This window comes from Paraburkholderia sp. Ac-20340 (assembly GCF_017104965.1).
Lineage (GTDB): Bacteria > Pseudomonadota > Gammaproteobacteria > Burkholderiales > Burkholderiaceae > Paraburkholderia.
The window spans coordinates 102,372-122,909 of the sequence record NZ_JAAGPR010000026.1 but is presented as its reverse complement, the minus strand read 5'-3'; the positions used below and the strand labels follow the sequence as shown (position 1 = coordinate 122,909).

Genomic DNA, 20,538 nt, shown 5'->3' with positions numbered 1-20,538 from the left:
GCTTGATTGCGCGGAGGGTCGGGAAATGAAGCGTCTGGCGTTGTTGTGGAGAATCGTGAAGGGCGATGCGCGCGTGCTGTGGTACGCGCTGCGTCAGCCCGGCCGCCCGGTGTGGCTGATCCCGGCGCCGCTGTGAATCAAAAACAATCGCATGAAGCGACCTCGTCGGGAGGGTCATCGTCATGATCGGCTTTACGTTTGGCTTTTCGAGTCTGTTGATATTGCTCGCGGTGGTGCTGGCCGTTTCCGCGATCCGCGTTTTCCGCGAATACGAGCGCGGCGTCGTGTTTATGCTGGGGCGCTTCTGGAAGGTCAAAGGGCCGGGCCTCGTGTTCATCTTGCCGGTCGTGCAGCAGGCCGTGCGTATCGACTTGCGTACGGTCGTGTTCGACGTGCCTTCGCAGGATGTGATCACGCGCGACAACGTGTCGGTGAAGGTCAATGCGGTGGTGTATTTTCGCGTGGTCGACCCGGAAAAGGCCGTGATTCAGGTGGCGCGTTATTTCGAAGCGACAAGCCAGCTTGCGCAGACGACGCTGCGCGCGGTGCTCGGCAAGCACGAACTGGATGCGTTGCTGGCCGAACGCGAACAACTGAATGCCGATATTCAAAAGACACTCGATTCGCAAACGGACGCGTGGGGCATCAAGGTCTCGACCGTCGAAATCAAGCACGTCGATCTCAACGAAACGATGATCCGCGCGATTGCGCGCCAGGCGGAAGCGGAGCGCGAGCGGCGTGCAAAAGTGATTCACGCAGAAGGCGAATTGCAGGCCTCCGAACAATTGCTGCAGGCGGCGCAAAAACTCGCGTTGCAGCCGCAGGCGATGCAATTGCGGTATCTGCAAACACTCACCACAATCGCCGCGGATAAGAATTCGACGATTGTGTTTCCGTTGCCAATTGAATTGATTTCGGCGGTGATGGAGCGGTTGGGGGTGTCGAAAGCACCTTGAGCGAGCGTGGCACGATAAGGCTATCGGAGCGGTAAGACACAGTTAGCCGCCGCTTTTTGCGGCAACGTCACATGGCTGTAGACTACATCCGCTCTACACTTGCCTCCTGACAAATCGACTGCAATGCGGAAATCGCAACCTGATATCGTAATCGATGGTACTGAATGCATCAGCGCGAAACCCAGCGGCATTGGCCATTACGCCCTTGGCATAACGAGCGGACTCGATGCTTTATCTGAAGACGGAATACTGTCTTACTCGATATTGTTGAGAAAAAAGACCGCCGATCATCTCAAGCATTTACCGCTCGATAATCTTTCCAGAAAATACACCTTCGGCTCGCTTCGCCGCAACATAGCGCATCAGATCGTCAAGCGTAACCTTGGCGTCACGATGGACAGCCTGCTTCCTAAGGGCGCTTACTATTTCCCTGCTTTCCACGCATTGCCCATGCGATCGCGTACATCGGCCGTCGTGGTACACGACATGGCCTATCGCGACATTCCTGAATGCGTGACGCAGTATCACGTCGATCGTCTAACCCGCACTCTCGCCAATACCGTATCGAGCGTTGGAAATGTAATAGCGGTCTCCGAATTCACAAAAGAAAGAATTCTTCATTATTTCGACATCGATCCTGATCGCATTTACGTTGCGCCACCGGCGGTGGATCGCGAACTCTATCGACCGATGGAAGCAAAACGAGCCAAATTGATTCGTAAAAAATACGGAGTTGAATGCGGCCAGTACATCCTGTCTGTCGGCAACCTCGAACCGAGAAAAAATCTCGTTTGCCTTATCAAGGCCTTTTCTACGCTGCCTGCCTCGGTTCTAAAAGACTTCTCTTTGGTACTGGTTGGCGCGGATGGCTGGAACAAGGAGGAGCTGGAACGGTGTATCCATGAAGCGACGAGCCTTGGCGTCGCCATCGTCCGGCCAAACGCTTTCGTAGCAGACGAAGATATGCCCGCGTTCTATAGTGGCGCGCACGGATTCGCCTTTGTGCCGTTGTACGAAGGTTTCGGCATGCCGACACTGGAGGCGTATGCTTGCGGTGTTCCCGTGCTGGCCACCAGAGTGCCGTCGTTAAGGGAACAAGGAAGCCGCGAGAGCGCCGCCCTCTTCGTCGAACGTCCGCACGACATCGAAGAGATCGCTGCAGGTTTGCTTCGGCTCGTGTCCATCAACGCAAATGAGCGGGCCGGCAAACGCATCGCCATGGAGCAGCATCTTTCAGGCTTCAGCTGGAAAGGCAGCGCACTTGTCACCGCACGGGCCGTTCTCGGCGAGTCCGCCAGCGACACGCTCCGTACCTATCAGGAAGCGACCGCGAATCCGTTGAATGCGGCAACATGCGTCATGGCGTGATAAACGCCCGAGTGTGTCTCTCATGACAAAGCGGGCGTTTTCCCGTAGTGTGGGAACTTGATTACACGTAGAAAATAGCCTTAAATTATTGATCCCACTGGATGATTCTGTACATCATTGGATCGCCAAATGGATTACAGCCCCGAAGCCATCCACACAGTCGCGCTGGTCGGTCACGCCGGCTGCGGCAAGACCTCGCTTGCCGAGGCCCTGCTGCATCAGAGCGGCGCGCTACACGCGCAAGGCAGCGTGCAACGCGGCACCGCAATGTGCGATTTCGATCCGCTTGAGCGCAAGTATCATCATTCGCTCAGCTCCGCGCTCGCGCATCTCGACTATCGCGACACGCGCATTTATCTGCTCGATACACCCGGTTATCCCGACTTCGCGGGCATGTCGATTGGCGCCTTGCCTGCGGTGGAAACCGCGGCGATCGTGATCGACGCGCGCACCGGTATCGAAATGACCACGGCGCGCATGATGGCCGCCGCCGAGGCGCGCGGGCTCTGCCGGTTGATTATCGTGAACGGCATCGACGGCGAGAAAGTCGATTTGCCCGCACTGCTTGCACAGATCCAGGAGCGCTTCGGCAAGCAGTGTTTGCCGATCAATCTGCCTGCAAAAGGCGGCTCCGACGTAGTCGACTGCTTCTTCAATCCGTCCGGCGAGGCGGATTTTGATTCTGTGGAAGCGGCGCACAATGCGCTAGTCGATCAGGTGATCGAGCTCGATGCGGATTTGATGGAGCTCTATCTCGAACAAGGCGAAGCGATTCGTCCCGAGCAATTGCACGAGCCTTTCGAACGCGCGCTGCGCGAGGGCCATCTCGTACCGGTGTGCTTTACATCGGCGGCAACGGGCGCAGGCATTGCACAACTGCTCGACATTTTCGTGAGCCTTTTGCCCAACGTGACCGAAGGCAATCCACCGCTGTTTTACCGCGAAACCGGCGATAAAACCGAGCCGGTGAAAGCCGAGCCACGCGCCGATAAACACGTGCTCGCGCATGTTTTCAAGGTCGTGGTGGACCCGTATATCGGCAAGGTTGCGCTGTTTCGCATTCATCAGGGCACGGTCACGCGCGACAGTCAGCTTTATATCGGCAATGGCCGCCAGCCGTTCAAGATCGCGCATTTGCTGCTGATGCAAGGCAAGGATCACGTCGAGATTCCGCGCGCCGGGCCGGGTCATATCTGTGCGGTCGCGAAAGCCGACGATATCGCCTTCGGCGACGTGCTGCACGACGCGCCCGAAGACGGCAACATCCATCTCACGTCGCCCGAATTCCCGAATCCGATCTACGGTCTCGCCATCGAACCCGCGCGGCGCGGCAACGAGCAGCGCCTCTGGGACGTGCTGCAAAAACTCACTGCCGAAGATCCCTGTCTCGTCATCAGCCATCCCGCGGGCACCAACGAGACCGTCGTGCGTGGTCTGGGCGAGTTGCATCTGCGCTACATGCTGGAACGGCTGACCGACCAGCACAAGCTCGAAGTCATCACGCGGCCGCCCACCATCGCATGGCGCGAGACCATCGGCGGCAAGGCGGAAGGCCATTGCCGCCACAAGAAGCAGACCGGCGGCGCGGGTCAGTTCGGCGAAGTCATGTTGCGCGTCGAGCCGCTGCCGCGCGGCGCGGGCTTCGAATTCGTCGATGCAGTCAAGGGCGGCGCCATCCCCACGCAATTCATTCCGGCCGTCGAAAAAGGCATCCAGCAGGTGATCGACAGCGGCCCGCTTGCGGGTTTTCCGATGCAGGATGTGCGCGTGACCGTGTTCGACGGCAAGAGCCATCCCGTCGATTCAAAGGAAGTGGCGTTCGTGACGGCGGGGCGCAAGGCTTTTATCGATGCCGTGCTCAAGGCGCAGCCCATTGTGCTCGAACCAATTGTCGACATCGAGGTGATGATGCCCGAAGCGGCAATGGGCGACGTGATCGGCGATCTCTCTTCGCGGCGCGGACAGGTGCACGGCACGCGCAATGTGAATGGCAATGCGATGGTGATTGCAGGCAAAGTGCCGCTTGCCGAACTCAACGACTATCAATCGCGCCTGAATGCGATGGCAGGCGGCAATGGCAATTACAGCATTCAATTGAGCCATTACGATGCCGTGCCGCCCGCACAGCAGGACAAGCTCGCGGCGCAGCATAAGGCGCGCGGCGGCGAGGTCGAATGAAACGCGCAATTCGTCCTGTGGTGAAACTCGCGGCATAATCGCGGCTTCGCAGCATCACGCTGCCTTCAAGGGTGCCCTCCGGGCCCGCGATTCATGGCCGATCTGTTCGCATCGCACGCCCAGCCGCGCACGCCGCTTGCGCAGGCGCTACGCCCCGCAAGCGTCGCCGAGGTGATCGGCCAATCGCATCTGCTCGGTACAGGCAAGCCGCTGCAACGCGCGTTCGCGTCCGGCGAAGCGCATTCGATGATTCTCTGGGGGCCGCCTGGCGTCGGCAAAACCACGCTCGGGCGTCTCGCCGCTCAGGCTTTCGACGGTGAATTCGTCGCGCTTTCGGCGGTACTCGACACACTCAAGACGATTCGCGCAACTCTGGATGACGCCGGGAAAAACTATCAGCGTACCGGTCGCCGCACGATTCTCTTTATCGACGAAATTCATCGGCTCAATGCGGGTCAGCAGGATGTGTTGCTGCCGTTCGTAAGCGCGGGGCAAGTGATCCTGATTGGCGCGACGACGGAAAATCCCAGCTTCGAACTCAATCGCACCCTGCTTGCTCGCGTGCGCGTGCATGTGCTGCATCCGCTCGACGCGCATGAATTGCGGCAATTGTTCGAACGCACGCGCGAACGCGCGCTGACTGAACTCGAATTCGATGCGCTCGCCGTGGAATCGCTCATTCGTTATGCCGATGGCGACGCACGGCGGCTGCTGAATCTGCTGGAGCAGATTGGCACGCTGTCGACGGCAACAGGCACGCGCACTATCGACGAGGCCTTTGTTTCAGGGCTGCTTACACGCGGCGCGCGGCGCTTCGATAAAGGCGGCGAACAGTTCTACGATCAGATCTCCGCGCTGCACAAATCCGTGCGCGGCTCGAATCCCGATGCCGCGCTCTATTGGCTCACCCGCATGCTGGACGGCGGCGTGAAGCGCAGCTATCTCGCGCGACGCATTATCGCAATCGGCTGGGACGATATCGGTCTCGCCGATCCACGTGCGTTGCGCTATGCAAGCGATGCGGTGAAAGCGAGCGAATTGCTCGGCGGCGAAGAAGGCGATCTGGCGCTCGCGCAGGCAGTGCTGATGCTCGCCTGCGCGGCGAAGAGCAATGCGGGCGGTGTGGCGTTCTCGCTGGCACGCGGGTTTGTCGCGCATGACGGCGCGCGGCCGGTGCCGGCGCATTTGAGCGTGGCCGCGCAGGCCTTGAGTTCGGGTCGTCAGGGCTACCGGAATCCGCACGATGAAGCACACGGATACGCGGCGGGCCAACGCTATTTGCCCGATGGCGTGCCGGAACCCTATTGGTATCGACCCGTTCCGCGCGGGCTGGAAGCGCGCTTCGCCGGGCGGCTGGACTGGCTGCGGGAAATGGATGAGGAGGCTTGGGAGGGCGATTGATCGCAAACCTCAAACGCTCCGACCCCACTCCTGAATAATCGCATCGACATAACGGCCATGCCGCACGATGCATTGAAGAATCACGCGCGCGAAGCGTAATATACGTGCGATCATATCGCTCCGTTATTGACCCTCTGACTGGCCGCCCAGGCCGGGAGACCCGACGATGGATATCGCGCCGACCGACGCCATTCCGGCCATTTCGAACCCCACGCGCCCTGACGCGGCCACGCTGCAACTCACGGGCCGTCTGCTGCGCCCGCAGACGCTCACGCTCGACGCGCTGCGCGCCTTCCCGTCCGTGACCTGCGCGCCCTTCGATCTGCGCTGCTATACCACGCAACGTTTCATTCGCACGGTCGAGCCCTATCGCGGCGTGTTGCTGACCGATCTGATCGAGCACGCCGGGCTGCACTGCGAAGTTCACGGCGAATTCAAACGGATGATCTTTCTCGCGATCGGCCATGACGGCTACGCGGTTCCGTTCACGTGGCACGAACTGTTCAATACGCCGGTTGGCAAGCAGGCGCTCGTCGTCTACGAATGCGGTGGCGTGCCGCTCAGCGAAGAGGATGGCGCGCCTGTGCTGTTTTCCGGCGCGGACCTCGTGCCTGCGCCGCGTCACGTCAAACGGCTCGCACGCATCGATGTGCGTGCGATGTCGATCTGACGCCGACGGTCATTCGCCCAGATTCACCGTCAACCTGCGCCAGCCGCCGTCGCGCTCGTCGCCGACGATACGCCCCGCGCCCAGCACGATCGCGCGCGATTCCTGCGCGGGCAGATGAAGTTCGATCGTGTCGGCCAGGAACGCGCGGTCTCCTTCGCGCGCGACGGTGATCGAAAGCGTTCCCGCCTCGCCCCGCGCCGAGATGGCCCACGTGCCGCTCGCGCCTTCGCGCGACTCGCCATCGTCTTCGATATAGCGCGCGCTTGTCCTGCGCTCGCCCGCCATCGGCACGACGATAAACGCGCGACGATCGGCGCGTTGGTTGAAATGCTGTTCGGCAACGTTCAGCGCAATCACACCGCCTTCGCGGATCAGCATCACCGGCTGGTCCCACGGCGCGGGCAAGGTCACCGTCTGGCCGCCATCGAAAGCCTGGCCGCTCCAGTAATCGACCCAACGCGCGCCCGCCGGCAGATAGACCTGCCGCTCGCGCTGGTCCGCTTCGACAACTGGCGCGACCAGCATCGACTTGCCGAGCAGCATGTCGTCGCATTCGGCGTAACACTGTGCGTCTGCGGGAAACTCGGCGAACGTCGGGCGCAATACCGGCTCGTATTGCGCAGTCGAATCGTGCAACAACTGATAAAGATAGGGAATCAGCCGATAGCGCAGTTTCAGCAATTGCGCGATTTTCGGTGTGAGTTCGGGATACATCCATGGCTCGTTGACCGTGCCGTCGTCATTCCAGGAATGAATGCTGAAACGCGGCATAAACACGCCGAATTGCACCCAGCGCAGCAGCAATTCGGGCTCCGGCGCAGGGCCGGCAAAGCCGCCAATATCGTGACCGATATTCGACACGCCCGACAGCGCCAGCCCCAGTCCCATCTTGAGGTTGTAGCGCAGCGTCTCCCATGACGTGGCGTTATCGCCCGACCACGTCTGCACATACCGATGCATGCCGACGCCGCCCGAACGGGAAACCAGATAGGGCCGCTTTTCAGGTGCATAAGCCTGCTGCGCCTCGCGCGACGCGCGCATCATCAGCATGGTCTGCAGCACCTTGGCTTCGCGCGCCGGGAACGGCTTGCCGAAGCCGTGTGCAATGGCATTCGGCGACCAGATTTCGAATTCGTTATTGTCGTTCCATGTCGACGCAATGCCATAACGCAATAGCGCATCGGTCACGTGCTGCTTCCACCATTCGACGGCAGCCGGGTTCGTAAAGTCCAGATAAGCGCCGACTTCGTCCCAGAACTGCACCCACGCCGGTTCGCCGTTCGACGCGCGAATCAACAAGCCGTCACGCTCTGCCTGTTCGAATTCCGGATGATCGCGCAGCAGACAAGGCTTGATATTGGCGCACAGCTTCACCCCATGGTCGAGATAGCGCTGCACGAAGCCATCGACATCGGGAAACTTCTCGCGATTCCAGTTGAACACGTAACGCTTCGCGCCAATCGACGTATAGCCCGACGACAGATGGAACGAATCGCACAGGATGTCGTGTTCGGCGCAGCGATCGGTGAATTCATTCATGCGCGCCTGCGCGTCCGGCGCATCGGTATAACTCATGGTCGAGCCGGAATAGCCGAGGCCCCATTTCGGCATCAGCGCCGGGCGGCCCGTCATCCACGTAAAGCGGCGCACCGCGTCGAGCGGCGTGCCTGGCGAAGCAATGAAGTAATAGTCGAGATCGCCGTGATCGGCCACGAAATGACGATAGTGGCCGTGATAATTATCCATCTCGCGGCCCATGTCGAAAGTGCAATCGGCAAGGGTATCGTAGAACAGGCCAAAGCCTGTTTGCGTCTGCGGGCGCCACGTCAGATAAAACGGAATGTGCTTGTACAGCGGATCGGTCGTCTTCGCGCTGTAACCCATCGCATCCACATTGGTCATGCGGTACGACTGATTCGCGCGATTGAGTTCGCCCGCGCGTTCGCCCAGCCCGAAATACATCTCGCCAGGCAGGCGGCGTACGTAGTGATAAACGCGCTCGTCCCACCAGCCAAAGTTATAGGCCTGCGTATTGCGGTCTTCCATCGCCGCAATCCATTCGCCATCCTGATTGATTTCCCACGAACAGAAGCCGCCGTCCAGCTGTACGGTCAGGCGGATTTTCGCCGTGCTCACACGCACATACCCGGGCGTGCTTTCGCTCGCATAACGCGGCAATGCAAAGCCCGAAAGATCGAGGCGGTCGCGTCCTTCGAACGGCACGTCGTCAGCGCCCGGAGCAATCGCCCAGCTACGCGGGCCGTGTGCCTTGCCGTCGGGCAGCACGCGCACCCGCACGATATCCTCTTCGAGCACGAAGATTTCGAACGCTGCGCCCTGCTCGCTTTGCAGCGCGAGGCGATTGTCGGCGTCGTCGACCAGCCGGAAAAGTGGGCGATTCAAAAGCGATGCCATCTGGCGATTCCTTAAACGATTGCTTGATACGTTGTCTTTAGAACACCGTCGCGATGCCGAGCATGCCGACAAATTGCGAACGCGTGGAAGAAGGCGTCGAATTCTGCGAGTCGCCCACGTCCGGCACGGCGTCGACGATCGCGCCATTCGCGCCGAGCGTCTGCCCGCTCGCGTGCTGCCATGCCTGCAACGCGTAGAGCGTCGTGCGTTTCGATAAGTGATATGCCTGCTTGAGCGAAACCTGCTGATAGCGTGCCGCACTGGTGACGCCATTGGCTTTCGACGCCAACGTCCACGCGTAGCCGCCCGCTATATCGAATGCAGGCGTAATGCGATACACCGCATGCGCAGCGTAGGTATTGAAAACGGCCGTGTCGCGGAATGCCGAATAGCTGCCGGAGAGATATTCGACGTTCGTATAAGTCAGGCCCAGCGTGAGGCCGCCGGTCGTCCATGTCCCGGCAATCGCGGCATTCTGCACCGCGCGTGCCGAAAGATAACCCGCGTTCAGCGCCGAAGTCGCAAACGAGCCCGTCGCGCTGGAGTCGAATCCCGCCGTACGGCCGGTATTGTTCATGCGCAGGAAACCCGCGGCGAGATTCACGCCGCCAATCGAATAGCGCACCGCGCCGCTCCAGCTTTGCCCCGCGCCGACATTACCGGGCACGCCGCTCAAGCCATAAAGCGCGCTCGCGCTAAAGCCCTGCCAGTTCGGCGACGTCCACGTGACCGAATTGTTGATGCGCACCGTCGTATCCAGACTGTCGATATCGCCGGGATGCGCGCCCGTGGCGCCGGTCAGATACGTGCTCGAAGCAAGCGGCCCGACCAGCAGGAAATACGGCGTGTACTGCCGGCCCATCGTGAGCGTGCCCCAGGTCCTGTTTTGCAGACCCACATACGCCTGGCGATTGAAAATCAGCCCCGAGGATGACGCCGTGCCGTTGTTCGGATCGAAACCCGCCTGCAGATCGAAGATTGCGCTCGTGCCGCCGCCCAGATCTTCCGTGCCCTTGAAGCCGAATTTCGATGCGTACAGATTGCCCTGCCGCAGATACACATTCGAGTGGCCTTTCTGGTTGTTGACGTAGGCGATTGAATCGTCGAGCACACCGTAAAGCGTGACGCTCGATTGCGCGTGAGCTGCCTGCACGCCAACGGACAGGCCAGCGGCCAGCAAAGTCCTGATCGTTTTGCTGCGGTACGAGAAGTGTGATGTGTGCATTTTTCTTTTATCGTTTGGAGTCCGATCAAATCACGCAGCGGGGCGCGAGGCAGGCATGGCGGCGCGTGCTTCGCGCGTCTGTCCGCGTATCAGCAGAATCAGCAAGGCCGCGCCAATCAGATCGAACGCGCCAAGACAGCCAAATAGCGGCCCGAATCCCACCTTGTCGGCGAGCGCGCCCACCATCAGCGAAAATCCCAGTCCGCCGATCCACGCCGCCATGCCGCCGAAACCGCTGGCCGTGGCGACTTCATCGGGATCGAAGACATCGGCGGACAAGGTGTTGACGAGCGTGGACAGCATCTGATGCGCGAAGCCGCCGAGGCAAAACAAGGCGATCGCCATATACGGCGACGCGACAAGGCCAATACACGCCGGGCCGATCATCATGAAGGCGCCCAGCACGACGCCCGCAACCCGCGACCACAGCAAAGGCACGCGGAAATAGCGCATGAGGAACGGCGAAAGATAGCCGCCGAGAATGCCGCCCATATCGGCCGCCAGGAACGGCAGCCACGCGAACATGGCGATCTGCTTGAGATCCATGTGCCGCTCGGTGGCGAGATAAAGCGGAATCCAGAAACTGAAGGTCTGCCACGCCGGTTCCGCGAAAAAGCGCGGCAGCGCGATGGCCCAGAAACGCCGCGAGCCGAGAATATCGAGCACCGGGCGCCGTCCCACCGGCGCGACACGCGCCTGACCGCTCTCGATCAATTCGCGTTCCTGCGCGGAAATACGCGGATGTTCGGCTGGCGAGCGATAAAGCACATACCAGACGGCGGCCCAGACGAAGCCGAGTGCGCCCGTCGCCACGAACGCGGACTGCCAGCCATAGCGCAGCGAAAGAAACACCACGAGCGGCGGCGCGAGCAAGGCGCCCAGCGACGTGCCCGCGTTGAAATAGCCCACGGCAACGGACTTTTGCTTGTCGGGAAACCACTCGGCGACGGCTTTCATGCCGGAGGGAATCGCGGCCGCCTCGAACACGCCGAGCAAACCGCGCATCATGCCGAGCGAAGTCCAGCCGGTAGCGAAACCGTGCAGCACGCCGGTCGCGGACCAGAGCGCCGCGAACAGCGCAAAGCCAAGCCGCAGCCCGATCAGGTCGACGATGATGCCGCACACCGGCTGCATGATCGTGTAGCCCACCTGGAACGCGCCCACCACGTACGAATACTGCTGCGTGGACATATTGAGTTCGCCCTTCAACTCGGGCGCGAGCACACCCAGCGAATTGCGCGTGAGGTAATTCATGATCGTGCCGATGCAAACCAGCGCGATGATCCACCAGCGCAATCCTTTGATGCCTTGCGAGACTGCCTCCATACCGCTTGTCTCCGTCTTGTTTTGATCTGCTTTCGATCTGTTACGTTGTCGTATGACTACGCCGTTTACTGGGGCGGCGAAACACGACTGTTTTTCGTCATCGATGCACGAGGCATTGCCTGATATCCCGACGACAGGCCGATCCTATGTTCGATTTCGAACATGGTCAATAGGCAAAAGGCCTATAAACGAACAGAAACGAAAATACAGACAGGCGCAGATTTAAGTACGACGTCAGACATCTTTAAGCAATGTAACGCCGCGGCGGCCGCCGCCGTGGCAAGCGATCCACAGGCTGCGCCGTGAAACGGCGTGCGTCGGGATCGGCGGGATTTAGCTGTTAGTTGCAGATATTGGGTGTAAAAACGGCGCCACGCGGGCGCCGCTGACAAGTTGGCAGAAGAGTGCAGCCCTGTGCCCCTCAATCCGGATCGCCGCGGCGCAGCGGCGCGCGGCTTTTTTCGTTGTTGATCTGCACGAACTTCGAGAGCAGCGCGAGAAAGGTTTCCTGCTCTTCCGCCGAAAGCGTCTGCATCATGCGCCGGCGCAGTTCATGCACCGAAGGCACGAGGCTGTCCAGCAACGCCTCGCCCGCTCCGCTCAGACGCAGCAGGCGCACGCGCTTGTCCTCGGGCGGCGTAAAGCGCTCGATCAAGCCCTTCTCTTCGAGCCGGACGGCGAGCGTGGCGGTGGTCGAATTGTCGAGCGCACAGTAACGCGCGAGCGTCACCTGATCGATATCCGCATGGTCCTGAAGAATACGCAGCGCGGCGTACTGCACCGGCGTGATATCCGGGCCCAGCACGGTATGAAACATCGACACGGCGATCTGATGCGCGCGACGAATCAAATGGCCCGGTTGTTCGTAAAGATCGGTGGACAGCTCGTCTTTTTTCTTCTTGCGCGCCCGAGTGGCTGGCCGCGGTGCCGTACTGCTCATGGGATGTCCTCTGGTCAAACGGTGCTGCATCGCGCCCGTTTCTCGATGCGGCGATTTTAGCGCATCGCCTGGCCCGCTCAGGTCCCGCGCACGTATCTATTTCGCGTTGCCGCCCCAGGGAAGGTACTGAAAACGCCCCAGCCATTTCTTATGTACACTGAACGTTAGATGTTAAGCATGCTGAATATCGGCGATATCGCAATCCGCCGGAACAGGAGACACCATGTTCGCACTCAACCAGTGGTACATCGCAGGCTTTAGCTGGGAACTCGATCAGGGAAAACCACTCGCCCGCACGCTGCTCGACAAGCCGCTCGTATTATTTCGCACTCCAGATGGACGTGCCGCCGCACTGGAAGACCGCTGCTGTCATCGCGCGCTGCCCTTGTCGTTCGGCACGATCGAAGAACGCGGCTTGCGCTGCGGCTATCACGGCCTGCTATTCGGCCCGGACGGCGCGTGCCTCGACATTCCCGGCCAGGACAAGATCCCCGGCAAATGCCGCGTACCGGCCTATACCTTAAGCGAAAAAGACCAGATTCTCTGGCTCTGGTTCGGCGATGCCGATCATCCTGCGCCGCTGCAAGATCCGCCCGACTATCCGTGGCACGCAGATTCCCGCTATGAGTTTCGCGGCGATGTCTATCATTACGACGCGCCGTATCAACTCATTCACGACAATCTGCTCGACCTGAGTCACCTGGGTTACGTGCATCTGCGCACGATAGGCGGCGATCCCTCGACGCATATGCAGGCCGAAATGAAAGTCGAGAGCGCGGGCAATACGGTGCGCGTCGTGCGCCATATGCGCCACTCGAAGCCGCCTGCCACCTATGCGGCCGCATGGCCGTTCGCGGACAGGATCGACCGCTGGCAGGAAATCGAATTCGACGTGAGCCATCTGCGCATCTGGACCGGCGCCGTGGATGCGGGCAGCGAAACACTGGACGATCCGTCGCGCGGCGGTTTTCATATGCGCGGGCTGCATGGCGTCACGCCGGAAACAGCCAACACCACGCACTATTTCTGGACGATGTCGACCAACCGCCGCCCCGACGGCGGCAGCAATATGGACAAGGTGTTCGAACAGACAGCGCTGACTTTCGAAGAGGACAAAGTGGTGATCGAAGCGCAATATCGCAACCAGCAACGCTTTGGCGCGGGCCCGCAGATCGATATTCACGTCGATGTGGGCGCCAATCGCGCGCGGCGCATCATTGCCGGTCTGACGTCGCCGGGCTGACCCGCAGCGGCGCGCGGCTCTGCTCGTTGTTGAGATCGACGAATTTGCGCAACAGGCGGATCAATTCCCCCGCTTCGCCGTCGTCCATGCTTTCGAACAGGCCGTCGTGCAGCGATTCCACATCCGGCACGAGCCGCAATAGCAGCGCCTCGCCCGCTGGCGTGAGCGTCAGCCGCCGCTGACGCCGCGCCATCATTTCGCGCGAGATCCAGCCTTTCGCTTCGAGCCGCGCGGCCAGTTCGGCTGTCGTGGAGGTGTCGAGCGCCACGCGCTGCGCAAGCGTCACCTGATCGATACCCGGCGTTTCGTGCAGCATGCGCAGCACCGCGTACTGCACGGGCGTCACGTCCCGGCCCATCTTTTCCAGAAACAGCGCCACCGCAATCTGATGGGCGCGGCGAATCAAATGCCCCGCGTCGTCATACAGATCGAGCGTGCGCGAGCGCGCATCAATAACGTCGTGCTGGGCTTCAATCGTTGCCATGAAATCGTGCGTGCCGGGAATGCGTTACGGGAAAACCAGCATACCGCAGCGCTTGTCCGCAGCGATATCCGTAAGTATACTGAATGTCATTCAGTGTACGGAATGATCGATCGAGCTTCCGTACGCGACGACAAACCTATCCCCAAGGAGACGCACGGTGTTTCTCAAGAATGCCTGGTATGTGGCATGTACGCCCGACGAGATCGCGCAGAAGCCGCTCGGCCGCACCATCTGCGGCGAGTCCATCGTCTTTTACCGCGCGGCAGGCGGCAAGGTGGCGGCGCTGGAGGACTTTTGCCCGCATCGCGGCGCACCGCTTTCGCTGGGCTTCGTGCGCGACGGCACGCTCGTGTGCGGCTATCACGGCCTGGAAATGGGCTGCCAGGGCAAGGCCACCGGCATGCCGGGACAACGCGTGAACGGCTTTCCGGCCGTGCGCAGTTTCCCCGTCATCGAGCGTTATGGCTTCATCTGGGTGTGGCCGGGCGACGCGGCCGCCGCCGATCCCGCAGCGCTGCATCCGCTGCCCTGGGCCGAAGATCCCAACTGGGCGTATGGCGGCGGCCTGTATCACATCCGCTGCGATTACCGCCTGATGATCGACAATCTGATGGACCTCACGCACGAGACCTACGTGCACGCGAGCAGCATCGGCCAGAAGGAAATTGACGAAGCGCCGCCCAAAACCACCAGCGAGGGCAACGAAGTCGTCACGAGCCGCTTTATGGAAAACGTCATGCCGCCGCCGTTCTGGCGCATGGCGCTGCGCGGCAACGGTCTCGCCGACGACGTACCGGTCGACCGCTGGCAGATCTGCCGCTTCTCGCCGCCCAGCCACGTGATGATCGAAGTGGGCGTGGCGCACGCGGGGCATGGCGGCTATCACGCACCGGCGCAATACAAGGCTTCGTCCATCGTGGTCGATTTCATTACGCCCGAAACCGAATCGTCGATCTGGTATTTCTGGGGCATGGCGCGCAATTTCCAGCCCGGCGACGCCGCGCTGACCGATCAGATTCGCGAAGGCCAGGGCAAGATTTTCTCCGAGGATCTGGAAATGCTGGAGCGCCAGCAACGTAATCTCGAAGCATGGCCGCAGCGCACATTGCTTAAACTGAATATCGATGCCGGCGGCGTACTCTCGCGCAAGGTCATCGACAAGATGCTCGCAGCAGAACGCAGCACGCCTGCTGTTACGGAGGCATGATGGCGGACACCACGCTCGATGTTACGGTTTCGCGCAAGTGGCAGGAAGCTCAGGACATCTACGGATTCGAGTTCACTCACGCCGATGGCAACGCCCTGCCGCCCTTCAGCGCGGGCGCGCATATCGATGTGTATTTGCCCGATGGCCTGATTCGCCAGTATTCGCTGTGCAACGATCCTGGCAGCACGCATCACTATCGTATTGCCGTGCTGCGCGACGCGGATGGCCGCGGCGGTTCGCGCGCGATTCACGACAAGGTCAATCAGGGCGACACGATCAGGATCAGCGCGCCGCGCAACCATTTCGCGCTCGCGCATGCCGCGCCCCATCATCTGCTGATTGCGGGCGGTATCGGCATTACGCCGATTCTCTGCATGGCGGAGCATCTGATTCGTGCCGGCGAAAAGTTCGATCTGCACTATTGCGCGCGTTCGCGTGAGCGCGCGGCTTTTGTCGAGCCGGTAACGGCGTCGCCATTTGGCAATCGCACAGCGCTCTATTTCGACGATGAAGCGCACGCGCCGCGCTTCGATATCGCGGCCACGCTGGCGAATGCGCCCGCGGAAAGCCACCTCTATGTCTGCGGCCCGCGCGGCTTCATGGATGCCGTGCTCGCCGAGGCGCGGCGGCAGCAGTGGGACGAAACACGCCTGCACTATGAGTTTTTTGGCGGCATCGTCGAACAATCGTCCGCCGATGCCGCGTTTCAGGTGCGTGTCGCCAGCAGCGGCGCAACGATCGACGTGCCCACGGGATGCACGGTAATCGAAGCGCTCGCCGCCAATGGCGTGGATGTGTTGACGTCATGCGAGCAAGGCGTGTGCGGCACCTGTATCACGCGCGTGATCGAGGGCCTCCCCGATCATCGCGACGCTTATCTCACCGACGAAGAAAAAGCCGTCGGCGATCAATTCCTGCCTTGCTGCTCGCGCTCGCACACGCCGTTGCTCGTACTCGATCTTTAAACGCTCGCGCGTTCGAACGTTCAGGCAGCGCTCGCCAGCATCGCGTGCAGCAGCACGTTGGCGCCGGCTTCGGCCCACTCGGGCGTGATCGCTTCCGCTTCGTTGTGGCTCAAACCATCGACGCACGGAATAAAGATCATGCCCGTGGGCGCGACGCGGGCGAGATAACACGCGTCGTGGCCCGCGCCGGAGACGATCTCGGCATTCGGCAAACCAAGATCGTTGGCGGCGCGGCGCACCGCTTCGATGCACTCGGGTGCAAACGGCACGGGCGCGTAGTTGAAGATCTGCTCGATCGTGTGACCGAGCTGCGCCTCTTGCGCGACGCGTGCCAGTTCGGCACGCAGTTTCGCGTCCATTTCCGCCAATACTTCGGACTCCGGATGACGAAACTCCACCGTAAAGAAGCAGCGTCCCGGCACGGTATTGCGCGAATTCGGCTTCGCCTCGATCATGCCGACGGTCGCACGGCCATGCGGTGCATAGCTGCGGCCCAGCGCCTCGACGAACCCGATCATGCGCGCCGCACCCACCAGTGCATCGCGGCGCAGATCCATCGGCGTCGTGCCCGCATGAGCGTCCACGCCGACGAGTTCGACCTCGTACCAACGCTGCCCCTGTCCCGCAGTCACGACGCCAATGGTCTTGCCGCTGCGTTCCAGAATCGCGCCCTGTTCGATATGCAGTTCATAGGCCGCGTGAACCGGCGTGCCGCCCACCGGCTCCTCGCCCGCATAGCCGATATGCGCAAGCGCCTCGCCGATCGTCGTACCCGAAGCATCCGTGCGCGAGAGCCCGTATTCGAGCGGATAAACGCCCGCATAAACGCCTGAAGCGATCATCGCCGGAGCAAAGCGCGAGCCTTCCTCATTGGTCCAGATCACGACTTCGAGCGGATGCTCCGTTTCCACGCCTGCGTCGTTGAGCGCGCGCACGACTTCGAGGCCGCCCAGCACGCCGTAAATGCCGTCGTAGCGACCGCCCGTGGGCTGCGTATCGGCATGGGAGCCGGTCAGCACGGGCGCGGCGTGAGGATTGCGGCCCGCACGGCGCGCAAAAACATTGCCCATGCGATCCACACGAATCGTGCAACCCGCTTCGCGCGCCCATTGCACGAACAGATCGCGGCCTTCGCGATCGAGTTCGGTGAGCGCGAGGCGGCACACGCCGCCTTTTTCCGTCGCGCCAATCCGCGCCATGCGCTCCAGCGATTCCCACAGGCGCGCGCCATTCACGCGCAGCGCAGCCTGCGCCGTTTCAAACTGCTCAGACATCGCCATTCCCCGCATTCGTTTCGCGCATCCGATAGCGGAAATCGCAGCGCTTGCCGCCCTGCATGATCGTGCTCGTGCGCGTGAGTTCGACGCGCGGATCGTAACCGGCAATGAATTCGCTATCGCGCGCGCAACTCAGCAGATGGCCGATCTCGCCCAGCCCCATCGCGTGATACATCTCCGCATAGCTGCAACGATGCACGTTGTAATCGTAGGCATCGGCGTCGGCGCGCAGCGTTTCGACGTCGAGCGCATCGTCCTTTTCCCAGAGCACCTGCAGCGCGACGAACGAAGCGATGCTCGTGCCATTCGGCTCGCGCGCGGCGAATTCACGGCCCGCATCGACGGCCGCGCCGCGCACGGCTTCGGCAATCACGGCAGCGGCACGTTCTGCGCCGAAGTCGCGCTTGAGAATCTCGTAGATCGGCTTGATGATTTCCGCCTCGATACGGCGGCGCTCCAGAATGCCGAGCGTCACACCATTCACGCCTTCGGTTTGTTCCGCGTGCGTTTCGTGTTGTTGCGTCATGATCGTCTCCTCCTCGCTCAGTGCGCGGACGCTTTGGGTTTGGTCTGGGCCTAGGTTTGGGATTGCGTTTTGGCTTTTTCCCCGCCGCCGAGCACGTCCACCACGGCCCACTTGCCGTCGCGCACCTGATAGATCGTGTACGCCGGATCTTTGAGGTTGCCCTGCGCATCGAATGCGATGGTGCCCGTCACGCCGTCACGGCGAATCGTGTGCAGCGTCGCGACGATCTTCTTCGGATCGGTCGAATTAGCCTGCTGCGTGGCCGCAATAATCGTAGCGGCCGCGTCGTAGGCGAACGGCGCGTGCAGTTCGATCGGCGCATGCCAGCGCGCGCGATACTGCGCGTCGAATGCCGGACCGCCAGGCATGCGATCGAGCGGACGGCCCGGTTCGAGCGCCGTCACGCCTTCGCCCGCGGGACCGGCGAGCTTGAGGAAGGTCTGGCTCACGAAACCGCCCGCGCCCAGCAACGGCGCCTGAATATGCAGCTGACGCATACGGCGCACGAGCGGCGCGGCTTCTACGTCGATACCGCCCAGAAAGATCAGATCGGGGCGCTTGCCCTTGATTTCCGTGAGCACGCCGCTGAAATCGATGGTCTTGTCGGTCACATATTGATGGTCGATCACCGCGCCGCCATTGGCCTGCACGCCCTTGATGAACTGGTTCGCAAGCCCCGCGCCAAACGCGGTCTGATCGTCGATCACGACAATACGCTTCGCGTTGAGCGTTTTCACCGCATAAGCGCCGGTGTAGGCGCCGCTATCGTCGTCGTGGCCCATGATGCGGAACGACGTGTCAAAGCCTTGCAGCGTGTATTGATGCCCCGTCGAAGCCGGTGCGATCTGCGCGATGCCCGCATCGTGATAGACGCGCGCGGCCGGCACGCTGCAACCCGTATTCCAGTGGCCCACCACGCCAATCACATGGCGATCGACGAGTTGCTGCGCGACGGTCACGGCCGTACGCGGGTCAGATTGATCGTCGGCGCTCGCGAGCTTGTAGGTCACGGGCTTGCCGCCGATGGTGGGATGCTTCGCGTTGGCGTCGTCGATGGCGAGTTGCGCGCCGTTTTCCAGATCCTTGCCGATACGGGCGGAGCCGCCGGTCAGCGGCGCGGCGAGACCGATCAGCACGACCTGTTCGTCCTGGGCTTGCGCCGCACCCGCAACGAGTGTTGCGGCCAGCGCAACGGCGGTCAACAGCAGAGCTTTCTTTTTCATGTTCGTGAGTATGCGTGCAATGTGGGAACGGAGAGGCACTTGCTGCGCCGCCCTCGAATGATGAAAAAGATTACGGTTTGATGCGTAACAGCCTAAATGATCTTTAGTTCGATCATTATTCCCGCACGACAATATGCGCCATAACGCCATGATTTATCGATATAAATTCAATCACTACCGGAAGCCAGGCTGTTCGATATAATTCGACACATGAATAAAATTCAGCATATCCCCGATGATCCGCCCCTGCGCGCAGTGCGTGCCTTCGAGGCCTTCGCGCGGCATGGATCGGTGGCGGCGGCGGCGCGCGAGCTCGACATCACGCCTTCGGCCGTGAGCCATCAGCTGCAATTGCTGGAGTCATTCGTGCAGACACCGCTCACGGTTCGCAGCGGCCGCGCGCTCGTACTCACCGACGAAGGCCGCGATTACTACCGCTCGATCAGCGCGGCCTTTTCGGTGCTGCGCAGCGCGACAGGCTTCGTGCGCGAGCGCTCCGCGCGCCGCCAGATTACGATCAGCCTGATTCCGCTCTCCGGCATGGGCTGGTTTATTCCGCGCCTGCATGACTTTCTCGACGCCAATGAAGACGTCGATGTCACCGTGCTCTACGCGAATCACCGCAATTACCGCAGCGATGCCGCCGATCTGTCGATTCGCTTCGGCACCGGCGACTGGATCGGCTATACGAGTACGCCGCTGCTCTCCGGCGCGGTGGTGCCCGTGTGCACGCCGCGTTTTCTGCGCCGCTACGGGCCGCTGCGCAAGCCCGCCGATCTCGCGGGCGTGCCGCTCGTGCACGACGAAGATCGCAGTGCGTGGATGAACTGGCTGCAAAGCGCGGGCGCAAAGCACGTCACACGCACCGAGGGCCCGCTTTTCGAAGACGGTCAATTGACCTTGAGCGCCGCGTTGGCCGACCTGGGCGCCGCGCTGCTGCGTGCGCCATTGATTTCGCGCGAACTGGCTTCAGGCGCGTTGCAGAAGTTGTTCGATCAGGAACTCGACGATGGGCGTCACTATTATCTGTGCTGGCGCGCCGACGCGGAAATGCCGGACGGCGCGCAGCGGCTCGCGCAATGGCTGCTGGAATCGGCTAAAAGCAGCTGATTTTGCATGAGCATGCGCGCGAGC

17 protein-coding genes are annotated in these 20,538 nt (G+C 61.3%); 9 read left to right on the top strand and 8 right to left on the bottom strand.

Annotated features, from left to right (window positions below):
- The first annotated feature begins 182 nt into the window (after positions 1-182).
- From G3N59_RS26935 to G3N59_RS26915, 5 genes are all read left to right on the top strand, one after another.
- Positions 183-956: a slipin family protein gene (locus tag G3N59_RS26935; RefSeq protein WP_205985857.1), complete on the top strand. Its 774-nt coding sequence runs from the start codon at positions 183-185 to the stop codon at positions 954-956.
- 123 nt (positions 957-1,079) lie between these two features.
- Positions 1,080-2,324, top strand: coding sequence for a glycosyltransferase family 1 protein (locus tag G3N59_RS26930; protein WP_205985856.1), 1,245 nt, complete (start codon positions 1,080-1,082; stop codon positions 2,322-2,324).
- A 129-nt stretch (positions 2,325-2,453) separates the two neighbouring features.
- Entirely contained in the window at positions 2,454-4,502 is a 2,049-nt protein-coding gene (fusA, locus tag G3N59_RS26925; RefSeq protein WP_205985855.1) for an elongation factor G, read from the top strand.
- Positions 4,503-4,595: 93 nt separating this feature from the next.
- Positions 4,596-5,903 (top strand): replication-associated recombination protein A, encoded by a 1,308-nt coding sequence (locus tag G3N59_RS26920; RefSeq protein ID WP_205985854.1) that lies wholly within the window; start codon positions 4,596-4,598, stop codon positions 5,901-5,903.
- A 166-nt stretch (positions 5,904-6,069) separates the two neighbouring features.
- Entirely contained in the window at positions 6,070-6,573 is a 504-nt protein-coding gene (locus G3N59_RS26915; RefSeq protein ID WP_205985853.1) for a molybdopterin-dependent oxidoreductase, read from the top strand.
- Positions 6,574-6,582: 9 nt separating this feature from the next.
- On the opposite strand, the gene G3N59_RS26910 is transcribed toward G3N59_RS26915, so the two are convergent.
- The 4 genes from G3N59_RS26910 to G3N59_RS26895 all read right to left on the bottom strand — a co-directional run bounded on the left by G3N59_RS26910 (position 6,583) and on the right by G3N59_RS26895 (position 12,479).
- Complete coding sequence (locus G3N59_RS26910) at positions 6,583-8,988, bottom strand: glycoside hydrolase family 31 protein (RefSeq protein ID WP_205985852.1); 2,406 nt, start codon at positions 8,986-8,988, stop codon at positions 6,583-6,585.
- Between the two features lie 37 nt (positions 8,989-9,025).
- Positions 9,026-10,213: a porin gene (locus G3N59_RS26905; protein WP_205985851.1), complete on the bottom strand. Its 1,188-nt coding sequence runs from the start codon at positions 10,211-10,213 to the stop codon at positions 9,026-9,028.
- Positions 10,214-10,243: 30 nt separating this feature from the next.
- On the bottom strand, positions 10,244-11,539 hold the full coding sequence (locus G3N59_RS26900) for an MFS transporter (protein ID WP_205985850.1): 1,296 nt from the start codon (positions 11,537-11,539) through the stop codon (positions 10,244-10,246).
- A 421-nt stretch (positions 11,540-11,960) separates the two neighbouring features.
- The gene (locus G3N59_RS26895; protein WP_205985849.1) at positions 11,961-12,479 is read right to left on the bottom strand and encodes a MarR family transcriptional regulator; all 519 of its coding nucleotides are present in this window, start codon (positions 12,477-12,479) and stop codon (positions 11,961-11,963) included.
- A 223-nt stretch (positions 12,480-12,702) separates the two neighbouring features.
- Between G3N59_RS26895 and G3N59_RS26890 the strand changes: the two genes are divergently transcribed.
- Positions 12,703-13,722 carry an aromatic ring-hydroxylating dioxygenase subunit alpha gene (locus tag G3N59_RS26890; protein WP_205985848.1) on the top strand — a complete coding sequence of 340 codons (1,020 nt, stop codon included), beginning with the start codon at positions 12,703-12,705 and terminating at the stop codon, positions 13,720-13,722.
- Here G3N59_RS26890 and G3N59_RS26885 read toward each other — a convergent pair.
- Positions 13,694-14,206: a MarR family transcriptional regulator gene (locus G3N59_RS26885; RefSeq protein ID WP_205985847.1), complete on the bottom strand. Its 513-nt coding sequence runs from the start codon at positions 14,204-14,206 to the stop codon at positions 13,694-13,696. The two genes, G3N59_RS26890 and G3N59_RS26885, sit on opposite strands and share 29 nt — an antisense overlap.
- Positions 14,207-14,363: 157 nt before the next feature.
- Here G3N59_RS26885 and G3N59_RS26880 point away from each other — a divergent pair, with 157 nt between their 5' ends.
- Entirely contained in the window at positions 14,364-15,413 is a 1,050-nt protein-coding gene (locus G3N59_RS26880) for an aromatic ring-hydroxylating dioxygenase subunit alpha (RefSeq protein ID WP_205985846.1), read from the top strand.
- Positions 15,413-16,378 (top strand): PDR/VanB family oxidoreductase, encoded by a 966-nt coding sequence (locus tag G3N59_RS26875; protein WP_205985867.1) that lies wholly within the window; start codon positions 15,413-15,415, stop codon positions 16,376-16,378. Before G3N59_RS26880 ends, G3N59_RS26875 begins: the two co-directional genes overlap by 1 nt.
- Before the next feature lie 20 nt (positions 16,379-16,398).
- On the opposite strand, the gene G3N59_RS26870 is transcribed toward G3N59_RS26875, so the two are convergent.
- Genes G3N59_RS26870 through G3N59_RS26860 form a run of 3 tightly spaced genes read right to left on the bottom strand, consistent with a single transcriptional unit; the run spans position 16,399 to position 19,404 of the window.
- Complete coding sequence (locus G3N59_RS26870; protein WP_205985845.1) at positions 16,399-17,652, bottom strand: Zn-dependent hydrolase; 1,254 nt, start codon at positions 17,650-17,652, stop codon at positions 16,399-16,401.
- Positions 17,645-18,181 (bottom strand): L-2-amino-thiazoline-4-carboxylic acid hydrolase, encoded by a 537-nt coding sequence (locus G3N59_RS26865; protein ID WP_205985844.1) that lies wholly within the window; start codon positions 18,179-18,181, stop codon positions 17,645-17,647. Before G3N59_RS26865 ends, G3N59_RS26870 begins: the two co-directional genes overlap by 8 nt.
- A 50-nt stretch (positions 18,182-18,231) precedes the next feature.
- Positions 18,232-19,404 carry a branched-chain amino acid ABC transporter substrate-binding protein gene (locus G3N59_RS26860; protein WP_205985843.1) on the bottom strand — a complete coding sequence of 391 codons (1,173 nt, stop codon included), beginning with the start codon at positions 19,402-19,404 and terminating at the stop codon, positions 18,232-18,234.
- A gap of 210 nt (positions 19,405-19,614) precedes the next feature.
- Here G3N59_RS26860 and G3N59_RS26855 point away from each other — a divergent pair, with 210 nt between their 5' ends.
- The gene (locus G3N59_RS26855) at positions 19,615-20,514 is read left to right on the top strand and encodes a LysR substrate-binding domain-containing protein (protein ID WP_205985842.1); all 900 of its coding nucleotides are present in this window, start codon (positions 19,615-19,617) and stop codon (positions 20,512-20,514) included.
- Positions 20,515-20,538 lie beyond the last annotated feature (24 nt).